At 68.8% G+C, this 20,143-nt stretch carries 20 protein-coding genes; 12 read left to right on the top strand and 8 right to left on the bottom strand.

Annotated elements, in window-relative coordinates; genetic code table 11:
* Positions 1–126: 126 nt before the first annotated feature.
* Both WJ35_RS22365 and polA read right to left on the bottom strand, forming a co-directional pair.
* Positions 127–1,461 carry an NAD(P)/FAD-dependent oxidoreductase gene (locus WJ35_RS22365; protein WP_069240034.1) on the bottom strand — a complete coding sequence of 445 codons (1,335 nt, stop codon included), beginning with the start codon at positions 1,459–1,461 and terminating at the stop codon, positions 127–129.
* Positions 1,462–1,739: 278 nt separating this feature from the next.
* Positions 1,740–4,493, bottom strand: a complete 2,754-nt coding sequence (gene polA / locus WJ35_RS22360; RefSeq protein WP_060233855.1) for a DNA polymerase I — start codon at positions 4,491–4,493, stop codon at positions 1,740–1,742.
* Position 4,494: 1 nt separating this feature from the next.
* On the opposite strand from polA, the gene WJ35_RS22355 reads away from it, so the two are divergent.
* Together WJ35_RS22355 and WJ35_RS22350 are read left to right on the top strand one after the other, a co-directional pair.
* Positions 4,495–5,247, top strand: coding sequence for a TIGR00730 family Rossman fold protein (locus WJ35_RS22355; protein WP_010089133.1), 753 nt, complete (start codon positions 4,495–4,497; stop codon positions 5,245–5,247).
* A gap of 390 nt (positions 5,248–5,637) precedes the next feature.
* A complete protein-coding gene (locus WJ35_RS22350) occupies positions 5,638–5,928 on the top strand; it encodes a hypothetical protein (protein WP_060233853.1) in 291 nt (96 codons plus the stop codon).
* 119 nt (positions 5,929–6,047) lie between these two features.
* On the opposite strand, the gene WJ35_RS22345 is transcribed toward WJ35_RS22350, so the two are convergent.
* Positions 6,048–7,574, bottom strand: coding sequence for an AMP nucleosidase (locus tag WJ35_RS22345; RefSeq protein WP_010089123.1), 1,527 nt, complete (start codon positions 7,572–7,574; stop codon positions 6,048–6,050).
* A 131-nt stretch (positions 7,575–7,705) separates the two neighbouring features.
* On the opposite strand from WJ35_RS22345, the gene WJ35_RS22340 reads away from it, so the two are divergent.
* The 5 genes from WJ35_RS22340 (at position 7,706) to WJ35_RS22320 (ending at position 11,163) form a co-directional block, all read left to right on the top strand.
* Entirely contained in the window at positions 7,706–8,101 is a 396-nt protein-coding gene (locus WJ35_RS22340) for a hypothetical protein (protein ID WP_010089122.1), read from the top strand.
* A 111-nt stretch (positions 8,102–8,212) separates the two neighbouring features.
* Positions 8,213–9,211 (top strand): homoserine kinase, encoded by a 999-nt coding sequence (locus WJ35_RS22335; RefSeq protein ID WP_060233851.1) that lies wholly within the window; start codon positions 8,213–8,215, stop codon positions 9,209–9,211.
* The gene (locus WJ35_RS22330) at positions 9,202–10,026 is read left to right on the top strand and encodes a BPSS1780 family membrane protein (RefSeq protein WP_060233850.1); all 825 of its coding nucleotides are present in this window, start codon (positions 9,202–9,204) and stop codon (positions 10,024–10,026) included. The genes WJ35_RS22335 and WJ35_RS22330 overlap by 10 nt, the downstream gene beginning before the upstream one ends.
* Before the next feature lie 115 nt (positions 10,027–10,141).
* Positions 10,142–10,594 carry a MarR family winged helix-turn-helix transcriptional regulator gene (locus WJ35_RS22325; RefSeq protein ID WP_069240033.1) on the top strand — a complete coding sequence of 151 codons (453 nt, stop codon included), beginning with the start codon at positions 10,142–10,144 and terminating at the stop codon, positions 10,592–10,594.
* A gap of 149 nt (positions 10,595–10,743) precedes the next feature.
* Positions 10,744–11,163, top strand: coding sequence for an organic hydroperoxide resistance protein (locus WJ35_RS22320; RefSeq protein WP_010089118.1), 420 nt, complete (start codon positions 10,744–10,746; stop codon positions 11,161–11,163).
* A gap of 111 nt (positions 11,164–11,274) precedes the next feature.
* Here WJ35_RS22320 and WJ35_RS22315 read toward each other — a convergent pair whose 3' ends face one another.
* Complete coding sequence (locus WJ35_RS22315; RefSeq protein ID WP_069240032.1) at positions 11,275–11,451, bottom strand: DUF3563 family protein; 177 nt, start codon at positions 11,449–11,451, stop codon at positions 11,275–11,277.
* 81 nt (positions 11,452–11,532) lie between these two features.
* Positions 11,533–12,645 (bottom strand): PHB depolymerase family esterase, encoded by a 1,113-nt coding sequence (locus WJ35_RS22310; protein WP_069240031.1) that lies wholly within the window; start codon positions 12,643–12,645, stop codon positions 11,533–11,535.
* 248 nt (positions 12,646–12,893) lie between these two features.
* Between WJ35_RS22310 and WJ35_RS22305 the strand changes: the two genes are divergently transcribed.
* The 4 genes from WJ35_RS22305 to WJ35_RS22290 all read left to right on the top strand — a co-directional run bounded on the left by WJ35_RS22305 (position 12,894) and on the right by WJ35_RS22290 (position 16,030).
* Positions 12,894–13,592 carry a phosphatase PAP2 family protein gene (locus WJ35_RS22305; RefSeq protein WP_060233846.1) on the top strand — a complete coding sequence of 233 codons (699 nt, stop codon included), beginning with the start codon at positions 12,894–12,896 and terminating at the stop codon, positions 13,590–13,592.
* 168 nt (positions 13,593–13,760) lie between these two features.
* Complete coding sequence (gene modA / locus WJ35_RS22300; RefSeq protein ID WP_069240030.1) at positions 13,761–14,558, top strand: molybdate ABC transporter substrate-binding protein; 798 nt, start codon at positions 13,761–13,763, stop codon at positions 14,556–14,558.
* Positions 14,559–14,568: 10 nt separating this feature from the next.
* A complete protein-coding gene (gene modB / locus WJ35_RS22295) occupies positions 14,569–15,246 on the top strand; it encodes a molybdate ABC transporter permease subunit (RefSeq protein ID WP_069240602.1) in 678 nt (225 codons plus the stop codon).
* An 82-nt stretch (positions 15,247–15,328) separates the two neighbouring features.
* A complete protein-coding gene (locus WJ35_RS22290; RefSeq protein WP_069240029.1) occupies positions 15,329–16,030 on the top strand; it encodes a sulfate/molybdate ABC transporter ATP-binding protein in 702 nt (233 codons plus the stop codon).
* A gap of 39 nt (positions 16,031–16,069) precedes the next feature.
* On the opposite strand, the gene WJ35_RS22285 is transcribed toward WJ35_RS22290, so the two are convergent.
* From WJ35_RS22285 to WJ35_RS22275, 3 genes are all read right to left on the bottom strand, one after another.
* The gene (locus tag WJ35_RS22285) at positions 16,070–16,903 is read right to left on the bottom strand and encodes a TOBE domain-containing protein (protein ID WP_069240028.1); all 834 of its coding nucleotides are present in this window, start codon (positions 16,901–16,903) and stop codon (positions 16,070–16,072) included.
* A 65-nt stretch (positions 16,904–16,968) separates the two neighbouring features.
* Positions 16,969–18,630 carry a CHAD domain-containing protein gene (locus WJ35_RS22280; protein WP_069240027.1) on the bottom strand — a complete coding sequence of 554 codons (1,662 nt, stop codon included), beginning with the start codon at positions 18,628–18,630 and terminating at the stop codon, positions 16,969–16,971.
* A gap of 124 nt (positions 18,631–18,754) precedes the next feature.
* Positions 18,755–19,138, bottom strand: coding sequence for a tautomerase family protein (locus WJ35_RS22275; RefSeq protein WP_010089110.1), 384 nt, complete (start codon positions 19,136–19,138; stop codon positions 18,755–18,757).
* A gap of 109 nt (positions 19,139–19,247) precedes the next feature.
* Here WJ35_RS22275 and WJ35_RS22270 point away from each other — a divergent pair, with 109 nt between their 5' ends.
* Entirely contained in the window at positions 19,248–20,105 is an 858-nt protein-coding gene (locus WJ35_RS22270) for a LysR family transcriptional regulator (RefSeq protein ID WP_060233835.1), read from the top strand.
* The last annotated feature ends 38 nt before the right edge of the window (positions 20,106–20,143 follow it).

The raw sequence follows: 20,143 nt of genomic DNA, 5'->3' as shown, positions 1-20,143 counted from the left end.
CGACGCACTCGGCACGCGTCGCCGAAACGACTGAAGCCGGTTGCGCGCGTACGCCCCAAAACGGCGACGGGCGGGAAATCCGCTCGTCGCGCATTCCCCGCCCGCCAGGACCGCATCACGCCGTCGTCAGTGCAGCTTGACGCGCGGCAGCGTCGTGCGCCGCAGCCAGTGCGCAACGGTATCGAGCATCATCCGCGGATAGCCGTGCAGCGCCGCGATGTGCAGCCGGTACAGCGACATGTACATGAAGCGCGCGAACAGCCCTTCGATGAGCATGTTGCCGCCGATCAGCCCGCCCATCAGGTTGCCCACCGCGCTGAAGTGGCCGAGCGACACGAGCGAGCCGAAGTCGCGATAGGTAAACTCGGGCAGCGGCCGCCCCTCCAGCTTGCACCCGATCGCCTTGAGCAGGAAGCTCGCCTGCTGGTGCGCGGCCTGCGCGCGCGGCGGCACGTTGCGTTCGTTGCCGGGCCACGCGCATGCGGCGCAATCGCCGAGCGCGAACACGTTGTCGTCATTGGCGGTCTGCAGCGTGCGGCGCACGTCCAGCTGGCCGAGCTTGTTGACCTGCAGGCCGTCGAGCCGCGCCAGCACGGCCGGCGCCTTGATGCCGGCCGCCCAGACGGTCAGGTCGGCGCGCACCGACTTGCCGCTCGCAGTGCGCACGACGCCCGGCGCGACTTCGGTCACGCGCTCGCTCAGCATCAGCCGCACGCCGAGCTTTTCGAGCAGCTCGGCCGTCGCGGTCGACACGCGCTCCTGCAGCGCCGGGAGAATCCGCGGACCGGATTCGATCAGCACGATGCCGACGTCGTGCCGCGGGTCGAGCTTGTGCAGGCCGTACGCGGACAGCACCTGCGCGGTATTGCGCAGCTCCGCCGACAGCTCGACGCCGGTCGCGCCGCCGCCGACGATCGCCACCTGGATGCGCGGCTCGGCGGCCGCGCCCGGTGCGGGCTCAGCCGGTGCCTGGTGCTCGGCGCGCATGCACGCGGCGATCAGCCGCTTGCGGAACCGCTCGGCCTCCGCGACGGTGTCGAGCGCGATCGCATTCTCCTGCGCACCCTGCACGCCGAAGAAGTGCGTCGTGCTGCCGATCGCGATCACGAGGGTGTCATAGTCGAGCGTGCGCTGCGGCAGCAGCTCCGCGCCGTCGCTGTCGTTGACGGGCGACAGCGTGATCCGCTTCGTCGCGCGATCGAGGCCGACCAGCTCGCCCTGCTGGAACTCGAAGCCGTGCCAGCGCGCCTGCGCCGCATATTCGAGCTCCTGCGTGAAGGGATCCATGCTGCCGGCCGCCACCTCATGCAGCAGCGGCTTCCAGATGTGCGTCGGATAACGATCGACGAGCGTGACGAGCGCCTGCGCGGGACGGTTGCCGCGCGCGCCATACCGATCGCCGAGCCGCGTCGCCAGTTCCAGGCCGCCCGCGCCCCCGCCTACGATGATGATCCGATGCATCTGATTCCCCCTTGCTGTTCAAAACCGGCCGCGCCCGCGCGATACCGATCGCGGCCGCGCGACTCCGTGGCGAACCAGTTCGAACATCATTGATGTGCAGTTCGAACCACATCCACGCGCCCGCTCCCGGCGCGCGAAGCGCGTCGCGCTTCGCCGTCAGGCGATGCCTGACATGCATTGTCCGGGAGCTTGCGCATTGACCACAAGCAAACAGTTTCAAGAAGTGACGCCTCTGCAACAATATGTCGCAGGTCACAGGGGGCGCGTAGCGGCGCAGGTCAGTGGGCCTCTTCCCAGTTCGCGCCGGCGCCGACCTCGGCGACGAGCGGCACCTTCAGCTTCGCGACGCCGCACATCATTTCCGGCAGTTTCTCGCGCACGCGCGGCAGCTCGGCCTCGGGCACCTCGAGCACCAGTTCGTCGTGCACCTGCATGATCATCCGCGACGCGAGGCCGTCGCGCGTGAGCCAGTCGTCCACCGCGATCATCGACAGCTTGATCAGGTCGGCCGCGGTGCCCTGCATCGGTGCGTTGATCGCGGCGCGCTCGGCCGCCTGGCGGCGCGGGCCGTTGCCGCCGTTGATCTCCGGCAGCCACAGACGGCGGCCGAAAACGGTTTCGACGTAGCCCTTCTCCTTCGCGATCGCGCGCGTGTCCTCCATGTATTGCGCGACGCCCGGGTAGCGCGCGAAATACCGGTCGATGTACAGCTTCGCCGCGTCGCGCGTGATGCCGAGGTTCGACGCGAGCCCGAACGCGCTCATCCCGTAGATGAGCCCGAAGTTGATCACCTTCGCGATCCGGCGCTGGTCGGCCGTCACTTCGAGCGGCGTCACGCCGAACACTTCGGCCGCGGTCGCGCGGTGGATGTCCTCGCCGTTCGAGAACGCGCGCAGCAGCGACGCGTCGCCCGAGATGTGCGCCATGATCCGCAGTTCGATCTGCGAATAATCGGCCGACACGATCTGGTGGCCGGGCGACGCGATGAACGCCTCGCGAATCCGCCGGCCTTCGGCGGTGCGCACCGGAATGTTCTGAAGATTGGGATCGTTCGACGCGAGGCGGCCCGTGACCGCGACCGCCTGCGCATAATTCGTGTGCACGCGCCCCGTTTCCGGGTTGACCATCCGCGGCAGCTTGTCGGTATAGGTCGACTTCAGCTTCGACAGCCCGCGATGCTCGAGCAGCAGCTTCGGCAGCGGATAATCCTCCGCGAGCTTCTGCAGCACCTCTTCATCGGTCGACGGCGCGCCGCTCGGCGTCTTCTTCACGACCGGCAGCTGCAGCTTCTCGAAGAAGATCTGGCCGATCTGCTTCGGCGAACCGAGATTGAATTCGCCGCCGGCCAGTTCGTACGCCTGCGCCTCGAGCTCGACGAGACGCGTCGCAATTTCGGTGCTCTGCGCCTGCAGGCGCGCGTCGTCGATCAGCACGCCCGTGCGCTCCATCTTGCGCAGCACGATCGACACCGGCATCTCGATCTCGCGGTACACGCGCTCGAGGCCCGGTTCGCGCGCGACCTGCGGGTACAGCGCGTGATGCAGCTGCAGCGTGATGTCCGCGTCTTCGGCCGCGTATTCGGCGGCCTGCGCGAGCGCCACTTCGTCGAAGCCGATCTGCTTCGCGCCCTTGCCTGCGACGTCTTCATACTTGATCGTCTTGACGCCCAGATGACGCAGCGCGAGGCTGTCCATGTCGTGCGTGCGGTGCGATTCGAGCACGTACGATTCGAGCAGCGTGTCGTGCTCGATGCCGTTCAGTTCGATCCCGTAGTTCGCGAGCACCTGCGCGTCGTACTTCAGGTGCTGGCCGACCTTCTTGCGATCGGCCGATTCGAGCCACGGCTTCAGGCGCGCAAGCACCTCGTCGAGCGGCAACTGCTCGGGCAGGTCGGGGCCGCGGTGCGCGACCGGCAGGTAGGCGGCCTTGCCGGGCTCGACCGAGAACGACAGGCCGACGAGCCGCGCAGTCATCGGGTCGAGCGACGTCGTCTCGGTGTCGAACGCGGTCAGCGCGGCCGCGTCGATCTTCGCGAACCATGCGTCGAACTGCGCCCAGGTCTGGATCGTGTCGTATTCGCGGACGGCGCCAGCCGTCACGACCGGCGCCGGCTCGCCGTCCGGCGCGTCGGCACTGCCGCTTTCCTCGAGCGCGCTGTCGATCTCGCGCAGCCACGTCTTGAAACCATAGCGCGCGAAGATGTCGCGCAGCAGGTCGCGCGCCTCGCCGTCGGTCGCGAGCGTCGCCTCGATCGATTCGAGATGCGGCGCGAGATCGCAGGCGGTCTCGACGGTCACGAGCTTGCGGCCGAGCGGCAGGAAGTCGAGCGCGCGGCGCAGGTTGTCGCCGACGACGCCCTTGATCTCGCCCGCGTGCTCGATCACGCCGTCGAGGCTGTCGTATTGCGTCAGCCACTTCACGGCCGTCTTCGGCCCGCACTTCTCGACGCCCGGCACGTTGTCGACGGTGTCGCCGATCAGCGCCAGGTAGTCGATGATCCGCTCCGGCGGCACGCCGAACTTCGCGATCACGCCGTCGCGGTCGAGTATCTCGTTGGTCATCGTGTTGACGAGCGTGACGCCGTCGGTGACGAGCTGCGCGAGATCCTTGTCGCCCGTCGACACGACCACCTTCATCCCGTGCCGCTCGGCTTCGCGCGCGAGCGTGCCGATCACGTCGTCGGCCTCGACCCCGTCGACCATCAGCAGCGGCCAGCCGAGCGCGCGCACCGCCGCGTGGATCGGCTCGACCTGCAATGCGAGATCGGGCGGCATCGACGGACGGTTTGCCTTATAGTCGGCATAGAGGTCATCGCGGAACGTCTTGCCCTTTGCATCGAACACGCAAGCGCTATACTCTGCACTGACTTCCTTGCGCATACGGCGCAGCATGTTGATGATTCCGTAGAGCGCTCCGGTCGGCTCCCCGCCAGGGCCACGCAAATCAGGCATCGCATGGTAAGCCCGATACAGATAGCTCGAACCGTCAACCAATAGCAGGGTCTTACCTTCCAGATTTCGTTCTTCAGGCATTATGAACAAGAGAAAAGTGATTCCGAGTCTGCGTTCGCTCGCAGATCAAGAACGCGCGACCGCCAAGAAGGCGCGCGCATCGTGGCAGATGTTCACGATTATGGCAGAGTTTATCGAGGCGACCGAGTACCTGTCGGAGATCCGCCCGGCCGTCAGCATCTACGGTTCTGCCCGTCTCAAGCCCGATACGCCGCACTACAAGCTCGCGGTGCAGATCGCGCGCAAGCTGTCCGACGCCGGCTTCGCGGTGATCTCGGGCGGCGGCCCCGGCATCATGGAAGCGGCGAACAAGGGCGCGCACGCCGGCAAGGCGCCGTCGGTCGGCCTCAACATCGAGCTGCCGCATGAGCAGGCCGGCAACCACTACCAGGACATCTCGCTGCGCTTCCGCCACTTCTTCACGCGCAAGGTCACGTTCGTGAAGAACTCCGATGCGGTGATCGTGATGCCGGGCGGCTTCGGCACGCTCGACGAGCTGTCCGAAGTGCTCACGCTGATCCAGACGAAGAAGTCGCGCCTCGTGCCGATCATCCTCGTCGGCAGCACGTTCTGGCAGGGGCTGCTGCAGTGGTTCCGCGACCAGATGATCCCGAACGGCCTCATCAATGCGGAAGACATGAACCTGATGCAGGTGATCGACGATCCCGACCAGGTGCTCGACGCCGTGCTCGCGTTCTACGAGGACCGCGGCGAAGAGGAAGGCGAGGAAGCGCATCCGCCGCGTCCGGAAGAAGACCGGATGTTCTATCTGTAAATCGCCCGGCCCGAGCCTCGCCACCTGAGCTCGCCGGGCACGCGCTGCGCGGTTGCCCGCCACGCCGCGCCCGGCAGCGTGCGATTTGCGTCATTTTGTAACGCCGCGTGAAGCTGCGCGGCGCGAAAACGTCAAATCCGGCTGCCGTTCGCCGCATGCTGCGCTACAGCAAATGCAGCATTGCCGCGCGCCATTGTCAAATCACCTGATCCCGCCCGGCCCCGCGTCGGCGACGCGCCGTCAATCTGCGGTAACAGAACCCGCTCGCTTTTCCCTCGGTGCAACGGCACACTGCGATCCAACGGTGCGCATTGCGGCGCGGAACAGGTCCGCTGCCTCCGGCGATCCGCTTCGTCGCGCCGCGATCTCCACGCCATTCGGGAAAACAACATGAAACGCTCGCTGCTCGCCGCCGCCCTCGCAGGTCTCGGCATCTCGCTGTCCGGCATCGCCCATGCCGTGAACGTCGACGTGAACATCGGCACGCCCGCCCCGGTCGTCGTTGCGCCGGCGCCCGTCTTGGTCGCGCCGGCGCCCGCAGTCGTGATCGGCTGGCACGGCGACCGCTACTGGGACGGCCGCCGCTACTGGGAACGCCGCGAGTGGGAAGATCACGAGCGCCATCGCGGCCACGGCGGCTACCACTGCCCGCCGGGACACGCGAAGAAGGGCGAGTGCTGAGCCGCCGTTGACGTCCGGGCGCCGTGCGCGCCCGGCGCTCCAGCAAAAAGGACGCTCGCGAACCTAGGTTCGCGAGCGTCTTTCGTCTTTGCGCGGCCGGAAGGCCGCTGCGCCCACCGTTACTGGAACGCCACTTCCGCAAAGCTGCGCAGTTTGCGGCTATGCAGCTTGTCGAGCCCGTTGGTCCGCAGGATCTCCATCGCCTTCACGCCGATCTGCAGATGCTGGTCGACCTGCGCGCGATAGAACTGATCAGCCATCCCCGGCAGCTTCAGCTCGCCGTGCAGCGGCTTGTCGGACACGCACAGCAGCGTGCCGTACGGCACGCGGAAGCGGAAGCCGTTCGCGGCGATCGTCGCGCTTTCCATGTCGAGCGCGATCGCGCGGCTTTGCGACAGCCGCTGCACCGGCTCGCGATGATCGCGCAGCTCCCAGTTGCGGTTGTCGACGCTCGCGACCGTGCCGGTCCGCATCACGCGCTTCAGCTCCGCGCCGTCGAGCCGCGTGACGTCCGCGACCGCGCGCTCGAGCGCAAGCTGCACTTCGGCGAGCGCCGGAATCGGCACCCACAGCGGCAGGTCGGCGTCCAGCACGTGATCCTCGCGCACATAGCCGTGCGCGAGCACGTAGTCGCCGAGGCGCTGCGTGTTGCGCAGGCCCGCGCAGTGGCCGAGCATCACCCACGCATGCGGACGCAGCACCGCGATGTGGTCGGTGATCGTCTTCGCGTTCGACGGACCGACGCCGATGTTGACCATCGTGATTCCGCTGCCGTCCGCGCGCTTCAGATGGTAGGCGGGCATCTGCGGCAGACGCGGCGGCGCCGCACCTTCCGACGGCTCGCTGCCGAGGTTCTCGTTGTACGTGACGACATCGCCCGGCTCGACGAACGCGCTGTACTGGCTACGGTAAGCACGCACTTCGGGATCGTCGCTTTCCGTCATCATCGTGCGGCCGAGCTTCACGAACTCGTCGATGTAGAACTGGTAGTTCGTATAGAGCACGTAGTTCTGGAAGTGCGTCGGCAACGTCGCGGTGTAGTGGCGCAGCCGGTGCAGCGAGAAGTCGACGCGCGCGGCCGTGAACAGCGCGAGCGGATGGGGCTCGCCCGGCGCCGGCTCGAACGTGCCGTTGACGATGCGGTCGTCGAGATACGACAGGTCGGGCGTGTCGAACACGTCGCGCATCGCGAGCAGGCTGTCGCGATCGAGCTCGCCTTCGAGGTGGATGCCTTCGGGGAACGCGAAGTGGATCGGAATCGGCTGCGACGACACGCCGACCTCGATCTTGACCTGGTGGTTCTTCGCAAGCAGCCGCAATTGCTCGCGATAGTAGTTCGCAAAGAGATCGGGGCGGGTCACCGTCGTCTCGAACACGCCCGGGCCGGCGACGAAGCCGTACGAGCGGCGCGAATCGACGTGCGTGTTGACCTCGGTGCGCACGCGCACGAACGGATAGCATGCGCGCACGCGCTCGGTGATCGGTTCGTGGCGGCGATAGCGCGCGAAGGCATCGCGCAGGAAGCCGGCGTTGGCCTCGTAGATCGCGGACAGCCGGGCGACCGCGGCGATCGGGTCGTCGAATCCTTCGACGGGCGGGCTTTCCGGGGTCAGCATCCGGTGTCTGCGGCTCAAATCGTTCTTCATGTTCATCACCTCGTCTGATCAGCCGACATTACCACGGAACCTTGTCGCGCAGACGGTCGCGCCCCGCCAAGCCGGCAGCCGGACAACGCGCAGTATTTGCTAAAATTGAGCAGTTAATTGGGAGAGTCACAATGAAGCCGCTCATTCTCGTCGCCGCTGCCGCCGCGTTTGCCGTCGCCGGCGTCGCATACGCCGCTGGCGGCACGCCAAGCGCCGATGCTCAGGCCCAGGCCGACGCCAACGAAGCCGCCGGCCTGCCGGATCTCCGGAAGATCAACCGGCCCGGCGCCGAAGTCACGTCGAAGGTCGATTTCGCCGACGTCCGCCGCACGCCGAGCTTCCATGAAAAAAGCAAGAACGGCACCGAAGTCACCGAATATCGCGATCGCGGCAAGCCCGTCGAGATCGACGTGAAGTCGAACTTCGGCACCCGCTACCAGATGAGCGCGTCGCCGGACACGTCGCCGAAGCCGCACGACGCGAGCATTCCGATCACGCGCCTGCCGTCGATCAACCTGCACTACTGACGCTCTGCCCGCGCCGCGCCGGCCCCGGCAGCGGCGCACGGGCTCTCCCCGCTTCCCTTTCGCGACGCACGCGGCACGCGTGCCCGCCCAACCTGACTCGACGCATCTCGCATGGCTGTATTCACCGCTGTTTCCGACTCCGATCTCGCGCACTGGATGCGCCACTACGCACTGGGCGACGTCGTCGCATTCCGCGGCATTCCGTCCGGCATCGAGAACAGCAACTTCTTCCTGACGACAACCCGCGGCGAATACGTCCTCACGATCTTCGAGAAGCTCACGGCCGAACAACTGCCGTTCTATCTCGACCTGATGCGCCACCTGGCCGGCCACGGCGTGCCGGTGCCGGACCCGGTCCCGCGCAGCGACGGCGCGCTGTTCGGCGAGCTGCACGGCAAGCCGGCCGCGATCGTCACGAAGCTCGACGGCGCGGCCGAGCTGGCGCCGGGCGTCGAGCACTGCATCGAGGTCGGGCAGATGCTCGCGCGGCTGCACCTCGCGGGCCGCGACTATCCGCGCACGCAGCCGAACCTGCGCAGCCTGCCGTGGTGGCAGGAGAACGTGCCGGCGATCGCGCCGTTCGTGACCGCCGGGCAGCTCGCGCTGCTGGAAGGCGAACTCGCGCATCAGGCGCGCTTCTTCGCGTCCGCCGACTATGCGGCGCTGCCAGGCGGGCCGTGCCACTGCGACCTGTTCCGCGACAACGCGCTGTTCGCGCACGCGGCGCCGGGCACGGGCCACAACGTGCGGCTCGGCGGCTTCTTCGACTTCTATTTCGCCGGCTGCGACAAGTGGCTGTTCGACGTCGCGGTGACCGTCAACGACTGGTGCGTCGACCTCGCGACGGGCGTGCTCGACCACGCACGCGCGGACGCGCTGCTGCGCGCGTACCAGACGGTGCGGCCGTTCACGGCCGAGGAGCGCCGCCACTGGGGCGACATGCTGCGCGCCGGCGCGTACCGCTTCTGGGTGTCGCGCCTGTATGACTTCTACCTGCCCCGTGCGGCCGAAATGCTGAAGCCGCACGATCCCGGCCATTTCGAACGCATCCTGCGCGAGCGTATCGCGCATATGCCCGCGCTTCCCGAGACCCAACCCGCATGCAACTGATCGAAGTCCCCGCGAAGACCGGCTACGTCTGGTTCCGTCAAGGCATCTGGCTGTTCCGCCGGAACCCGCTGGCATTCATCACGCTGTTCGTGACGTACATGCTGGCCATTGCGCTCGTATCGAGGGTGCCCGTGATCGGCGCGGCGCTGCCGCCGCTGCTCATTCCCGGCCTTGCGGTCGGCTTCATGGCCGCGTGCCGCGACACCGTGGCCGGCAAGCACGTGCTGCCGACGATTCTCGTCGACGGCTTCCATTCGTACGGCGCCGTCGCGACCCAGCGGCTGCTGGTGCTCGGCGCGATCTACGTCGCGGCGATGGTGCTCGTGGTCGCGGCAGCGGCGATGGTGGACAGCGGCGCGATGTTGAACGCGATGGTCGGCGCAACGAGCGACGCAAGCACGAACACGAGCCCGGACGCGCTCGCGGTGCCGCCGGGCACGCTCCTCTCGCTGCTGGTCGCGTCGCTGGTCTACGTGCCCGTCTCGATGCTGTTCTGGTTCGCGCCCGTGCTCAGCGCATGGCACGACATCCCGCCCGTGAAGGCGATGTTCTTCAGCATCGTCAGCTGCTGGCGCAACCGGGGCGCGTTCGTCGTCTACGGCCTGGTGTGGTTCGGCGTCATGCTCGGCACGTCGCTCGTCCTGTCGCTGGTCTTGCAGGCGGTCGGCGCGGGCATCGATACGCTCAAGCTCATGATGCCGGTGTTGATGGCCATCATCGGCGCGATGGTCTATTGTTCGTTCTACGCGACCTATCGCGGCTGCTTCGGCGTGCAAGAGCCGAACGCGCCGGCCACGCCGTCGTCGGGCCGCTGACCCTCCCCCACGGCCGGCGCATCCGTCGCCGGCTTCGCTCCCCTGTTCAAGCGAATCATTTGCGCGCAGAATCATTTGCATGCAAATATTTTGCGCCAACACCGCACGCCGCATCATGGACCGCCCGCCCACCCTGCCGCAGACGCTCGACGAGCAATTGTGCTTCGCGCTCTACTCGACTTCGCACGCGATGACGAAAGCGTACAAGCCGCTGCTCGACAAGCTGTCGCTGACCTATCCCCAATATCTCGCGATGCTCGTGCTGTGGGAACGCGACGACATCGCGGTCAAGGACATCGCCGCGCGGCTCGATCTCGATCCGGCCACGGTCACGCCGCTGCTCAAGCGGCTGGAAGCGCTCGGCTACGTCGAACGCGTGCGCAGCGCGGCCGACGAGCGCGTCGTGAACGTGCGGCTGACAACGGACGGCCGCGCGCTCAAGGAAAAGGCGCGCTCGGTGCCCGCCGACCTGTTTTGCGCGATGCAGCAGACGCCGGAATTCCTGGTCCGGCTGCGCACGGATCTGAAGCAGCTGCGCGACGCGCTGGCGGCCTCCAACGGCGATTGACGAAGCGACCGCACGATGTTCGTGCTCAGCCCGACCGTGTCGCCGAAATTAATTTGCGCACTAATCATTTGTGTTCTATATTGATCGGGTGGCCGGCGGCAGCATGTCGCCGGTCCGCTCTCCTCACTTCTACCGACAGGAGCTGCACCATGAACATTCTGTACAAGACGAGCGCAACGAGCACGGGCGGCCGCGACGGCCGCGCAGTATCCGCAGACAACAAGCTGGAAGTGAAGCTCGCCGCGCCGCGCGAGCTGGGCGGCACCGGCGCCGAAGGCACGAATCCCGAGCAGCTGTTCGCAGCGGGTTATTCGGCGTGCTTCCTGAGCGCGATGAAATTCGTCGCCGGCCAGAGCAAGCAGGCGATCCCGGCCGACACGCAGGTCACGGCCGAAGTCGGTATCGGCCCGAACGACGCGGGCGGGTTCGCGCTCGACGTCGAACTGCGCGTATCGCTGCCGGGCCTCGACAAGGCCGCCGCGCAGGCGCTCGTCGACAAGGCGCACCAGGTGTGCCCGTACTCGAACGCGACGCGCAACAACGTGCCGGTGCGCCTGACGGTCATCTGACGCAACGCGCCGCAGCGGATGCAAAAAGGGCGTGTGCGGCCCAGTAGCCGCACACGCCCTTCTCTGCGTGGTTCTCCATGCCGGCGACGACGCCGGCACGCGTCGCGCCGCTTAGCGGGCGCCGATCGAGAACGGACGGTTCATCGCCGCTTCGCGATCGAGCTTGCGCATGCGGAACTCGAGGTCGTACAGGTCGGAAGCGCCGGCGAGGTAAGCATCGGCGCGCTCTTTGGCGGCCTGCTCGGCATTCTTGGTCAGCATCAGGAACAGACGGCTCAGCATGAACATGATCGATCTCGCAAATCTAAAGGTCTTGGACTAGGGTTTTCCCGAATTATAGGGAAAACCCTAGCATCTGACCAGCACCGATCAGACGGTGCGTCGTTCTGCCGCCACAGTGCGGCGATGGGCGTCGAAGAAGGACCAGATCATCGCGCTCGCGTCGGGACCGACCGCCGCATGGAACGGCACGGCTTCGTCGCCGCCCGCCCATGCGTGGTCGAGCCCCTTGACGTGACACAGGCGCACGACCGGCACGCCTTCCCGTCGCACCTCGGTGATTTGCGCGCCGGCCGACCGCGTTTCCACGCGCTCGCCGCCCCGCAATGCGCCGCGGCTGTCCGCCAGCCCGTTCAGCCGCAGGAACTGGATCGCAAGCTGATCGGCGTTCTTCGGCGATACCACGTGATCGCCGTCGCCGTGCACGATCAGCGCGGGCATGCCGGGATGCGCGTCGTTCGCGCTGATGAGCGCGTCCACGGCCGCAACCGGGTTCTGGCGCAGGCCGCGCCGCATCACGTCCATGCCGGTGATGCCGGAATTCGCTTCGCCGAACGCCGGCCCGGAATGCAGCGCGATGGCCGCAAAGCGGTCCGGGAAATGCAGTGCGAGCAGCGACGCAAGGCCCGCGCCGGCCGACAGCCCGGCGACATAGACGCGCGACGCGTCGAAGCCGCGCGCGTCGACCAGCGCATCGACGAGGGACGCGACCGCGTGGGCCTCGCCGCGGCCCGCGCGTTCGGTGTCCTCGTACCAGTGCCAGCAGCCGTGCGAATGCGCGCGCGGCGATTGCTCCGGATACAGCACCGCGAATCCGTACCGGTCGGCCAGCAGGTTCATCCGGGTGCCCTGCGCGAATCCGTCGGCGGTCTGCGTGCAGCCGTGCAGCATCACGACGAGCGGCATGCCGTCGCGCCGGCGGCCGGGCGGCACGTACAGCGCGTACGCGAGCTGCCGGACGAGACGCCCGATCGCGGGCGCCATCGGATGTTCGCCGCGCGTCCACTCGCCGGTTGCCCATGCCGCCGCGCGCGGACGCACGCGCGACTCGCGCACCGGCGACAGCTCGGCCGCAATGGGCGCCGCGGCGGCCTCCAGCGTTTCACGTGCGATCCGCTGCGCATCGCGCGCAGCGCGCTGCGCAGCCGGAGACAGCATGCGTTTTATGCCGCCCAGCCACATCTTCGTCAGACTTTTGGTCATCGATCGAGCTCGCATTCAGAAAAAAGGGCACGACGCAGGAGCGCATCGTTCAAGTTTGTGCAATGCACCATAACACTGTTCATGAGATTTTTCCTGCGCCGCGGTAGTTCCATCGACCGGCGAAAAACGGGCCTCGATCAGGCGCGACGCTATACTGGTGTTTCGCCGCTTGTATCCGTTGTAGTCGCTCTCCCCGGCTCACGCGTTAATTAAGCATTCGTCCCGCCTCTGCTCGCTCTCCTTTCCCGATGTTCGACCTGCCGTCTCACCTGTGGATCTCGATCACCGCGTTCGGCGGTGCCGGCCTGACGCTGCCGCTCGCCATCACGATCGCCGTCTGGCTCGCACTCGGCTATTCGTGGCAGCGCGCCGCCGGATGGCTCGCGGTGCTCGCGTGCGCGATCGGCGTCGTCGCCCTCACGAAGATCGCGTTCCTCGGCTGGGGCATCGGCATCCGCACATGGGACTTCACCGGCTTCAGCGGCCACGCGATGCTCTCCACGTCGGTCTATCCGGTAGCGATCTTCCTGGCGCTGATCCGCGCGCGCGCGCCGCTGCGGCTGCTCGGCATCGCGCTCGGGCTGGCGGCAGGCGTCGCGGTCGGCGTGTCGCGCGTCGCGCTCGCCGCACATTCGCCGTCCGAGTCGGTCACGGGCTGCATCGTCGGCGCGCTCGCCGCGCTGGTCTTCATCGCCGCTTCGTGGCGCGCCGAGCCGCACCGCTGGTCGGCGCCGGCCGTCATCGCGAGCTTCGTGCTGGTCACCGTCGCGCTGCACGGCGTCACCGTGCCGTCGCATCGCTGGGTGACCCAGGTCGCGCTGCACCTGTCCGGCCACGAGCGGCCGTTCGTGCGCGCGCGCTGGAAGGCCAATCCGAACTACCGCCCCGCGTCGCAGCCGTCGTCGCTGCAGCGCACCGACTCACTGCCCGGCGCGCTGCACGCGTAACCCGCGACACGTCGCCGCAGCCGGCTGCGCCGCTCGCGCCGCCGGGCCCGCTTCCCGCTTCCCGCTTCCGCAACATGACCATGCCGTCCGCCGCATGTGCATTATGCCGAGCGTTATAACCCGCCCTATATTACGATTACGGTTTCCGTCATCCGAACCAGATTCGCCATGCGCTCACCCGTCCGCCCGCTCCGTCGCACCCTGATTCGCCTGCTGCCGCTCGCCGCGCTCGCCGGCGGCATCGCGTTCAACGCGCCCGCCTGCGCCGCCGACGAACTGGTCGTGTCGGCAGCCGCCAGCCTGACGAACGCGTTCAAGGCCGTCGGCGACGCGTACGAGAAGCAGCATCCGGACACCAAGGTGCTGTTCAACTTCGGCGCATCGGACGTGCTGATGCAGCAGATCGTCAAGGGCGCGCCGGCCGACGTGTTCGCGTCCGCCGACCAGAAGGCGATGGACCGCGCGGCGGACGAGAAGGTGATCGCGCCCGGCACGCGGCGCGATTTCGCCGCGAACTCGCTCGTGCTGATCGTGCCGGCCGACAGCCGCACCGCCGCGCCGGCGTCGCTGCGCGACCTGGCCGCGCCCGGCGTGAAACGCATCGCGTACGGCGACCCGGCGTCGGTGCCGGTCGGCCGCTACACGGAAGGCGCGCTGCGCGCGGCGGGCGTCTGGGACGCGATCAGCGCGAAGGGCGTGCTGGCGGCCAACGTGCGCCAGAGCCTCGATTACGTCGCGCGCGGCGAGGTCGACGCCGGTTTCGTGTTCGGCACCGACGCGGCGGTCATGCCCGGCCGCGTGAAGGTCGCGCTGACGGTGCCGACCCAGACCGCGATCACCTACCCGATCGCGGTGGTGAAGGACAGCCGGCATGCCGCGCAGGCGCAGTCGTTCGTCGATTTCGTCACGTCGCCGCAAGGTCAGGCGGTGCTCGCGACGTTCGGCTTCAAGCCCGCGGGCAAGTGAGCGCCGCATGATGCAGGACGCGTGGATTCCGCTGCTGCTGTCTCTGAAGGTGGCCGGCTGGGCAACCGCGCTCGACATCGTGCTCGGCGTCGCCGCCGCGTTCGCGCTGGCGCGCTGGCGCTCGCCCGCGCGCGACGTGGTCGACTCGCTGCTGACGCTGCCGCTCGTGCTGCCGCCGACGGTGCTCGGCTATTACCTGCTCGTGCTGCTCGGACGGCGCGGCGTGTTCGGCGCATGGCTCGACTCGGCCGGCATCCGGCTCGTGTTCACGTGGCAAGGCGCGGTGATCGCATCGATGGTCGTCGCGTTCCCGCTGATCCTGAAGTCCGCGCGCGCGGCGTTCGAAGGCGTCGATCCGCAGCTCGAGCGCGCCGCGCGCACGCTCGGCCTCGGCGAAGCCGCGGTGTTCTTCCGCGTGACGCTGCCGCTCGCCGCGCGCGGCATCCTCGCGGGCGCGCTGCTCGCGTTCGCGCGCGCGCTCGGCGAATTCGGCGCGACGCTGATGATCGCGGGCAACCTGCCCGGCCGCACGCAGACGCTGTCGGTCGCCGTCTATGCGGCCGTGCAGGCAGGCGACGACGGCACCGCCAACCTGCTCGTGCTGGTGACGTCGATCACGTGCGTGGTCGTGCTGCTCGCGGCGGGCCGGCTCGTGCCCGCGCGCGCGGCCCGGAGCGAACCGACATGACACGCACGCCGCATCCGCATCGCAGTACGGCGCCGCGCGCGACGGGCGCTCGAACGGCTACGCGTGCGCGACGGAGGCTTGCATGAGCCTCGCCGTGGCTATCCGCAAGACGTACGCGAGCCCCGAGCGCCGCTTCGCGCTCGACGTGTCGTTCGCGGCAACGTCGCAGCGCGTCGTGCTGTTCGGGCCGTCCGGCGCGGGCAAGAGCCTGACGCTGCAGGCGATCGCGGGGCTGCTGACGCCCGACGCCGGCACGATCGCGCTGGACGGCGAGCCGCTGTTCGACGCCGCGCGCGGCATCGACGTCCCAACCCGCGCGCGCCGGGTCGCGTACCTGTTCCAGGACTACGCGCTGTTTCCGCACCTGAACGTGCGCCAGAACATCGCGTTCGGGCTGACGCCCGGGCTGCGCAATCCGCGCGCGAAAGCGCTGCCGCCGGAAGTCGCGTACTGGCTGCGCGCGTTCGAGCTGGAAGCGCTCGCGAGCCAGTATCCGGCGCAGTTGTCCGGCGGCCAGAAGCAGCGTGTCGCGCTCGCACGCGCGCTGATCGCGCAGCCGCGCATCCTGTTGCTCGACGAACCGTTCGCGGCGCTCGACGGCGCGATGCGCCAGCGGATGCGCCACGAGCTCGCCGAGCTGCAGGCGCGGCTCGATATTCCAATGGTGCTGATCACGCACGATCCGGACGACGTCGCCGCGTTCGGCGACCAGGTCGTGCAACTGAGCGACGGGCGCGTGCGGACAGCGAGCGCGCACGCCGCGTGGCCGACGCGCGTCGTGTAACGACACACGTGTAACAGACGCGTGTAACGGGCGCGGGCCTCAGCCCGTCACTGCAAGAATCACGCTCGACGCCTTGAACAGCGCGATCGCCCGCCGCCCGGCGGCGAGCCGCAGCGCGTCGACGCTGTCGTTCGTCACGACCGAGGTCAGCGTCCCGCCGCCGTCGAGCGCGAGCGTCACCTCGCTGTTCACCGCGCCGCCCTTCACGGTCTCGACGGCGCCATGCAGCTGGTTGCGCGCCGACACCCTGACCGGCGCGCCGTCGTCGGCCGCGAGCATGACCCACGACGCCTTGACGAGCGCACAGGCGTCGGCGCCGACCTGCAGGCCGAGCGCCTCGGTGCTTTCATGCGTGACGACCGCGACGATCGTCTGGCCGCCGGGCAGCGTCAGCGTCACTTCGTCGTTGACGGCGCCGCGCCGGATCGACGCAATCTTCCCGAACAGCTGATTGCGCGCGCTGGTTTTCATGCCGATTCTCCCGATCAGTGCCCAGTCGACGTCGAAGCCGGACACCGCCGCGCTCGCGGCATCGATGAAGCGGCGATGCTCGCGCTCGATCGTCCGGAACGCGGCGATCAGCGACGCCGCGCGCGGCGTCAGCGTCGTGCCGCCGCCGCCCTTGCCGCCGGTGGCGCGCAGCACGAGCGGCTCGCCGGCGAGGTTGTTCATCGTGTCGATCGCTTCCCACGCGCCCTTGTAGCTGATGCCGACCGCCTTCGCGGCGCGCGTGATCGAGCCGGTCTCGCCGATCGCCGCCAGCAGCGCGATGCGCGTCGAGCCGCCGAGCATCTGCGCGCCCGCGCGCAGCCACAGCTCGCCGCCCAGTTCGAGCGGTTCGGCGGAGGAAGAAGGAGGCGACGCGTCGGTCATCGGTCTGTCGGAAGAATACGGGCGGCCATTATAGGAACGCGAATAGGGACGCGGGCGCGCGCCGCTCAGCGCGCCCGGCCGTCGAGCTTCGGCGGACGCAGGCTGGCGAGCAGCGCTTCTGCGTCCTGCACCGCGCGCCGTTCGAGCGCCGCGCCGTAGCCGCGCACGAAGCCGGTCTGATACGGCGGCGCCGCGAGTTGCTCGAGACGATGCAGCGCGACCACCGTGTCGTTCGCCTCGCCCAGCACGCCCTGCACGCGCGCGAGCGTCTTGACCGTCTTGGTGCGCGTGCGGTGCGAGGCCAGCGACGCGAAGAATTCCAGCGCGTAGCGCAGCCGCTTCGCGTCGATCCGCACCTGGTGGCGCGCGGCGGCGTCGAGCGTCGCGAGCGACGGCGCGCCGTACAGGTGGCCGAACAGCCGGCGCACGCGCTTGGTCACGTGCCGCTTCAATGACGGCGCATCGTCGCCGTCGGCGGACGGCAGCACGAACGCGCTCAGCCATTCGAGCCAGCCGAGCGTGAGCCGCGCGTACCGCGCCGAATGCAGCCCCTGGCGCAGCTCGACGCGCGCCGCCGCGCACTGCGCACGCGCCGCGTCGAGGGTGCCCGTCCATTCGGCGCCGTCGCCGTCGGCCGCGATCAGCGCGGGCAGGGTTTCCGTCGAGAACACGTCCCAGTCGCGCACCGTGCCGAGCAGCGCGGCGAGCCAGCGCAGGTCCGCCCCGAACGCGTCTTTCCAGCCTTCGTTCGCATAGCGCGGGAAGAAGCGCATCAGCGTGCGCAGGCGGCGCAGCGCGACGCGCATCTGGTGAACGAACTCGGGATCCTCGTGGTCGAGCACGCCGCCTTCGTTGCCGAGCCACTGCGCGGCGATGTCGCCGGACAGCGCGAACAGCGCCGCGCGCTGCGTACGCAGGCCGGTCAGGTCGACCGATTGCGCCTTGACCGGCCCGGCGATCGCCGGCTCGCCGGCGCAGGTGCGGTCGATCACGCTCGTCAGCTGGACGAACGCGGGCCACGCGCCGCTCAGCTCGCGCGCGGCGGCGAACAGCGCTTGCAGCGCGGCGGCGCGCGCGTCCGGCGTATCCCAGTCGGGCGCCGCGAGGCGCAACTCGACGTGGCGGCGCGGCGGCGCGCCGCCGTCGTCGGCGCCGTGCAGCGTCACGTCGTCGAGCGTCATCTCGACCACCACGCCGCTGTCGTCGGCCCATCGCCCGCGACGGCGTTCGCTGACGAGCCGCAGCGGGCCGGCCCCGGACGCGGCAGCGCGCGCCGCTTCGTCGACGGCGGTGGCCGTCGCGCCGTCGTCTGCGGCGCCCGGCTGGGCGTCATTCTCCGCATCCGCTTCCGCTTCCGCATCTGCCGGCCGCGCGTCGGCGCACTGCGCGGCGACGGCAATCCCCGCGTGCTCCGCGTCGAACACCTCGCGCTCGACGACGCCCGGCGCGAACGGCCTCGTGCGCGACGCGACGACCCGCGGCCCGTGCGCCGTCGACTCGACCCACGTGCACCAGCGCCCGCCGGCGTCCGGCTCGGCCTCGTCGATCCGGCACGGCTCGATCGTCACGCGCTCGTGGCCGCGACGCATCCGCACTTGCGGGCAGATTCGCCACGCGCGCACCAGCTCCGCGCCGAAGTCGCGCGATCCGCCGCGGACGCGGCTTGCGGCCTTCACCGGCCAGCTTTCCAGCGACAAGGACAACACGACTTCCAGCACCCGCGACATGGAGGCTCCTGCACATGAAAAACCGCCGGCGCATCGTGCGCCGGCGTCGTCCGTGAAGCAGCTTCCATAGTACACGGCACGAACGGGCGCGGACGACGATCCGGTCCCGCCGCGATGCCGCAGGTCAAACGACGTATTGCGCGATGCCGTTGCCGAACGACCAGTCCTCCTTCAGCACCTCGACGAGGCCGATGAATACGTCCTGCGGCCGCACGCCGGGCCGCTGCGCGAGGTTGTCGACGATCGTCCGGTACAGCGCCTGCTTCTGCTCGAGCGTGCGCGTGTTGTTCGCGGTGATCTGGATCATCACGAGATCGTCGCTGCGCTCGATGTCGAGGTAATGGCGGCCGAACACGAAGTTCTCGTTCGCATGCTCGGTCACGACCATGAAGATGTCGTCCTCGGGCACGTTGAAGGTGCGCATCAGCGCGCGGTGCACGCCGTCGACGAGCGCCGCGCGGTATTCGGCCGGCTTGCCTTCGCGCAATGCGATACGGGTGAATGGCATGGTGGTTCTCCTGGCGGTGACGTTGAGGGATGGAAGCGCCACGTCAGGTTAAAGACGCCGAACTATAATGAACAGTCATCAATATATATTTCATTTATTTACGTTGGAAATGAAAGTCCTCGACCTGGATGCGGTGCGGGCGTTCGTGCTGGTTGCCGACCTCGCGAGCTTCACGCGCGCGGCCGACGCGCTCGGCACCACGCAATCGGCCGTCAGCCTGAAGCTGAAGCGGCTTGAAGCTCACCTCGGCAAGCCGCTGCTCGAGCGCACGCCGCGGGTCGTGAAGCTGGCGGCCGACGGCGAGGCCTTCCTGCCCGCGGCCCGCGCGCTGCTGGATGCGCACGACGACGCGCTCGGCGCGATCGCGGCCGGCACGCGCCGCCTGTCGCTCGGCGTCAGCGAGCACGTCGCGGTGCCGGACCTGCCGGCCGTGCTCACGTCCCTGCACCGGCAGGACCCGGGCCTGTCGCTCGAGATGCATCTCGGCACGTCCGCCAGCCTGCTCGCGCTGTACGACGAGCGCCGCCTCGACGCCGCGATCGTGCGTCACGAGCCCGGCGAGGACCCGCCGCGCGACGACGGCACGCTGCTGTTCACCGAGCCGCTCGCATGGCTCGCGGCCCCGGACTGGGCGCCGCGCGCGGGCGAGCCGCTGCCGCTCGCGGTGCTGGCCGGCCCGTGCGGGGTGCGGGCCGCCGCGCTGCGCGCGCTCGACCACGCGGGGCAGCCGTGGCGCGAACGCTTCACGGGCGGCGGCGTCGCGGCGGTCGCGGCGGCCGCCGCCGCGGGGCTCGCGGTCTGCCCGCTGGCGCGCCGCGTCGCGCCGCGCACGCTGGTCGACGTCGGCGCGAAATTCGGGCTGCCGCCGCTGCCGCACTCGCAGGTCGTGCTCTATGCGCGCGTGCGCGACGCCCGCTCGGCGGCCGCGCTGCGGCGATTTGCCGACAGCCTTGCAATCTCGGCGTAAACTAGCGGGTTCCGCCCGCCGCACGCCTCCGCCCTATT

Source organism: Burkholderia ubonensis, from assembly GCF_001718695.1.
GTDB classification, from domain to species: domain Bacteria; phylum Pseudomonadota; class Gammaproteobacteria; order Burkholderiales; family Burkholderiaceae; genus Burkholderia; species Burkholderia ubonensis_B.
The sequence above is the reverse complement of the archived record's forward strand: the minus strand, read 5'-3'. Positions and strand labels throughout refer to the sequence as shown.

Bases quoted from the DNA above. Each gene is read 5' to 3' on its own strand.
- WJ35_RS22365 (WP_069240034.1), bottom strand. From the start codon at position 1,461: ATGCATCGGATCATCATCGTAGGCGGGGGCGCGGGCGGCCTGGAACTG.
- polA (WP_060233855.1), bottom strand. From the start codon at position 4,493: ATGCCTGAAGAACGAAATCTGGAAGGTAAGACCCTGCTATTGGTTGAC.
- WJ35_RS22355 (WP_010089133.1), top strand. From the start codon at position 4,495: ATGAACAAGAGAAAAGTGATTCCGAGTCTGCGTTCGCTCGCAGATCAA.
- WJ35_RS22350 (WP_060233853.1), top strand. From the start codon at position 5,638: ATGAAACGCTCGCTGCTCGCCGCCGCCCTCGCAGGTCTCGGCATCTCG.
- WJ35_RS22345 (WP_010089123.1), bottom strand. From the start codon at position 7,574: ATGAAGAACGATTTGAGCCGCAGACACCGGATGCTGACCCCGGAAAGC.
- WJ35_RS22340 (WP_010089122.1), top strand. From the start codon at position 7,706: ATGAAGCCGCTCATTCTCGTCGCCGCTGCCGCCGCGTTTGCCGTCGCC.
- WJ35_RS22335 (WP_060233851.1), top strand. From the start codon at position 8,213: ATGGCTGTATTCACCGCTGTTTCCGACTCCGATCTCGCGCACTGGATG.
- WJ35_RS22330 (WP_060233850.1), top strand. From the start codon at position 9,202: ATGCAACTGATCGAAGTCCCCGCGAAGACCGGCTACGTCTGGTTCCGT.
- WJ35_RS22325 (WP_069240033.1), top strand. From the start codon at position 10,142: ATGGACCGCCCGCCCACCCTGCCGCAGACGCTCGACGAGCAATTGTGC.
- WJ35_RS22320 (WP_010089118.1), top strand. From the start codon at position 10,744: ATGAACATTCTGTACAAGACGAGCGCAACGAGCACGGGCGGCCGCGAC.
- WJ35_RS22315 (WP_069240032.1), bottom strand. From the start codon at position 11,451: ATGTTCATGCTGAGCCGTCTGTTCCTGATGCTGACCAAGAATGCCGAG.
- WJ35_RS22310 (WP_069240031.1), bottom strand. From the start codon at position 12,645: ATGACCAAAAGTCTGACGAAGATGTGGCTGGGCGGCATAAAACGCATG.
- WJ35_RS22305 (WP_060233846.1), top strand. From the start codon at position 12,894: ATGTTCGACCTGCCGTCTCACCTGTGGATCTCGATCACCGCGTTCGGC.
- modA (WP_069240030.1), top strand. From the start codon at position 13,761: ATGCGCTCACCCGTCCGCCCGCTCCGTCGCACCCTGATTCGCCTGCTG.
- modB (WP_069240602.1), top strand. From the start codon at position 14,569: ATGCAGGACGCGTGGATTCCGCTGCTGCTGTCTCTGAAGGTGGCCGGC.
- WJ35_RS22290 (WP_069240029.1), top strand. From the start codon at position 15,329: ATGAGCCTCGCCGTGGCTATCCGCAAGACGTACGCGAGCCCCGAGCGC.
- WJ35_RS22285 (WP_069240028.1), bottom strand. From the start codon at position 16,903: ATGACCGACGCGTCGCCTCCTTCTTCCTCCGCCGAACCGCTCGAACTG.
- WJ35_RS22280 (WP_069240027.1), bottom strand. From the start codon at position 18,630: ATGTCGCGGGTGCTGGAAGTCGTGTTGTCCTTGTCGCTGGAAAGCTGG.
- WJ35_RS22275 (WP_010089110.1), bottom strand. From the start codon at position 19,138: ATGCCATTCACCCGTATCGCATTGCGCGAAGGCAAGCCGGCCGAATAC.
- WJ35_RS22270 (WP_060233835.1), top strand. From the start codon at position 19,248: ATGAAAGTCCTCGACCTGGATGCGGTGCGGGCGTTCGTGCTGGTTGCC.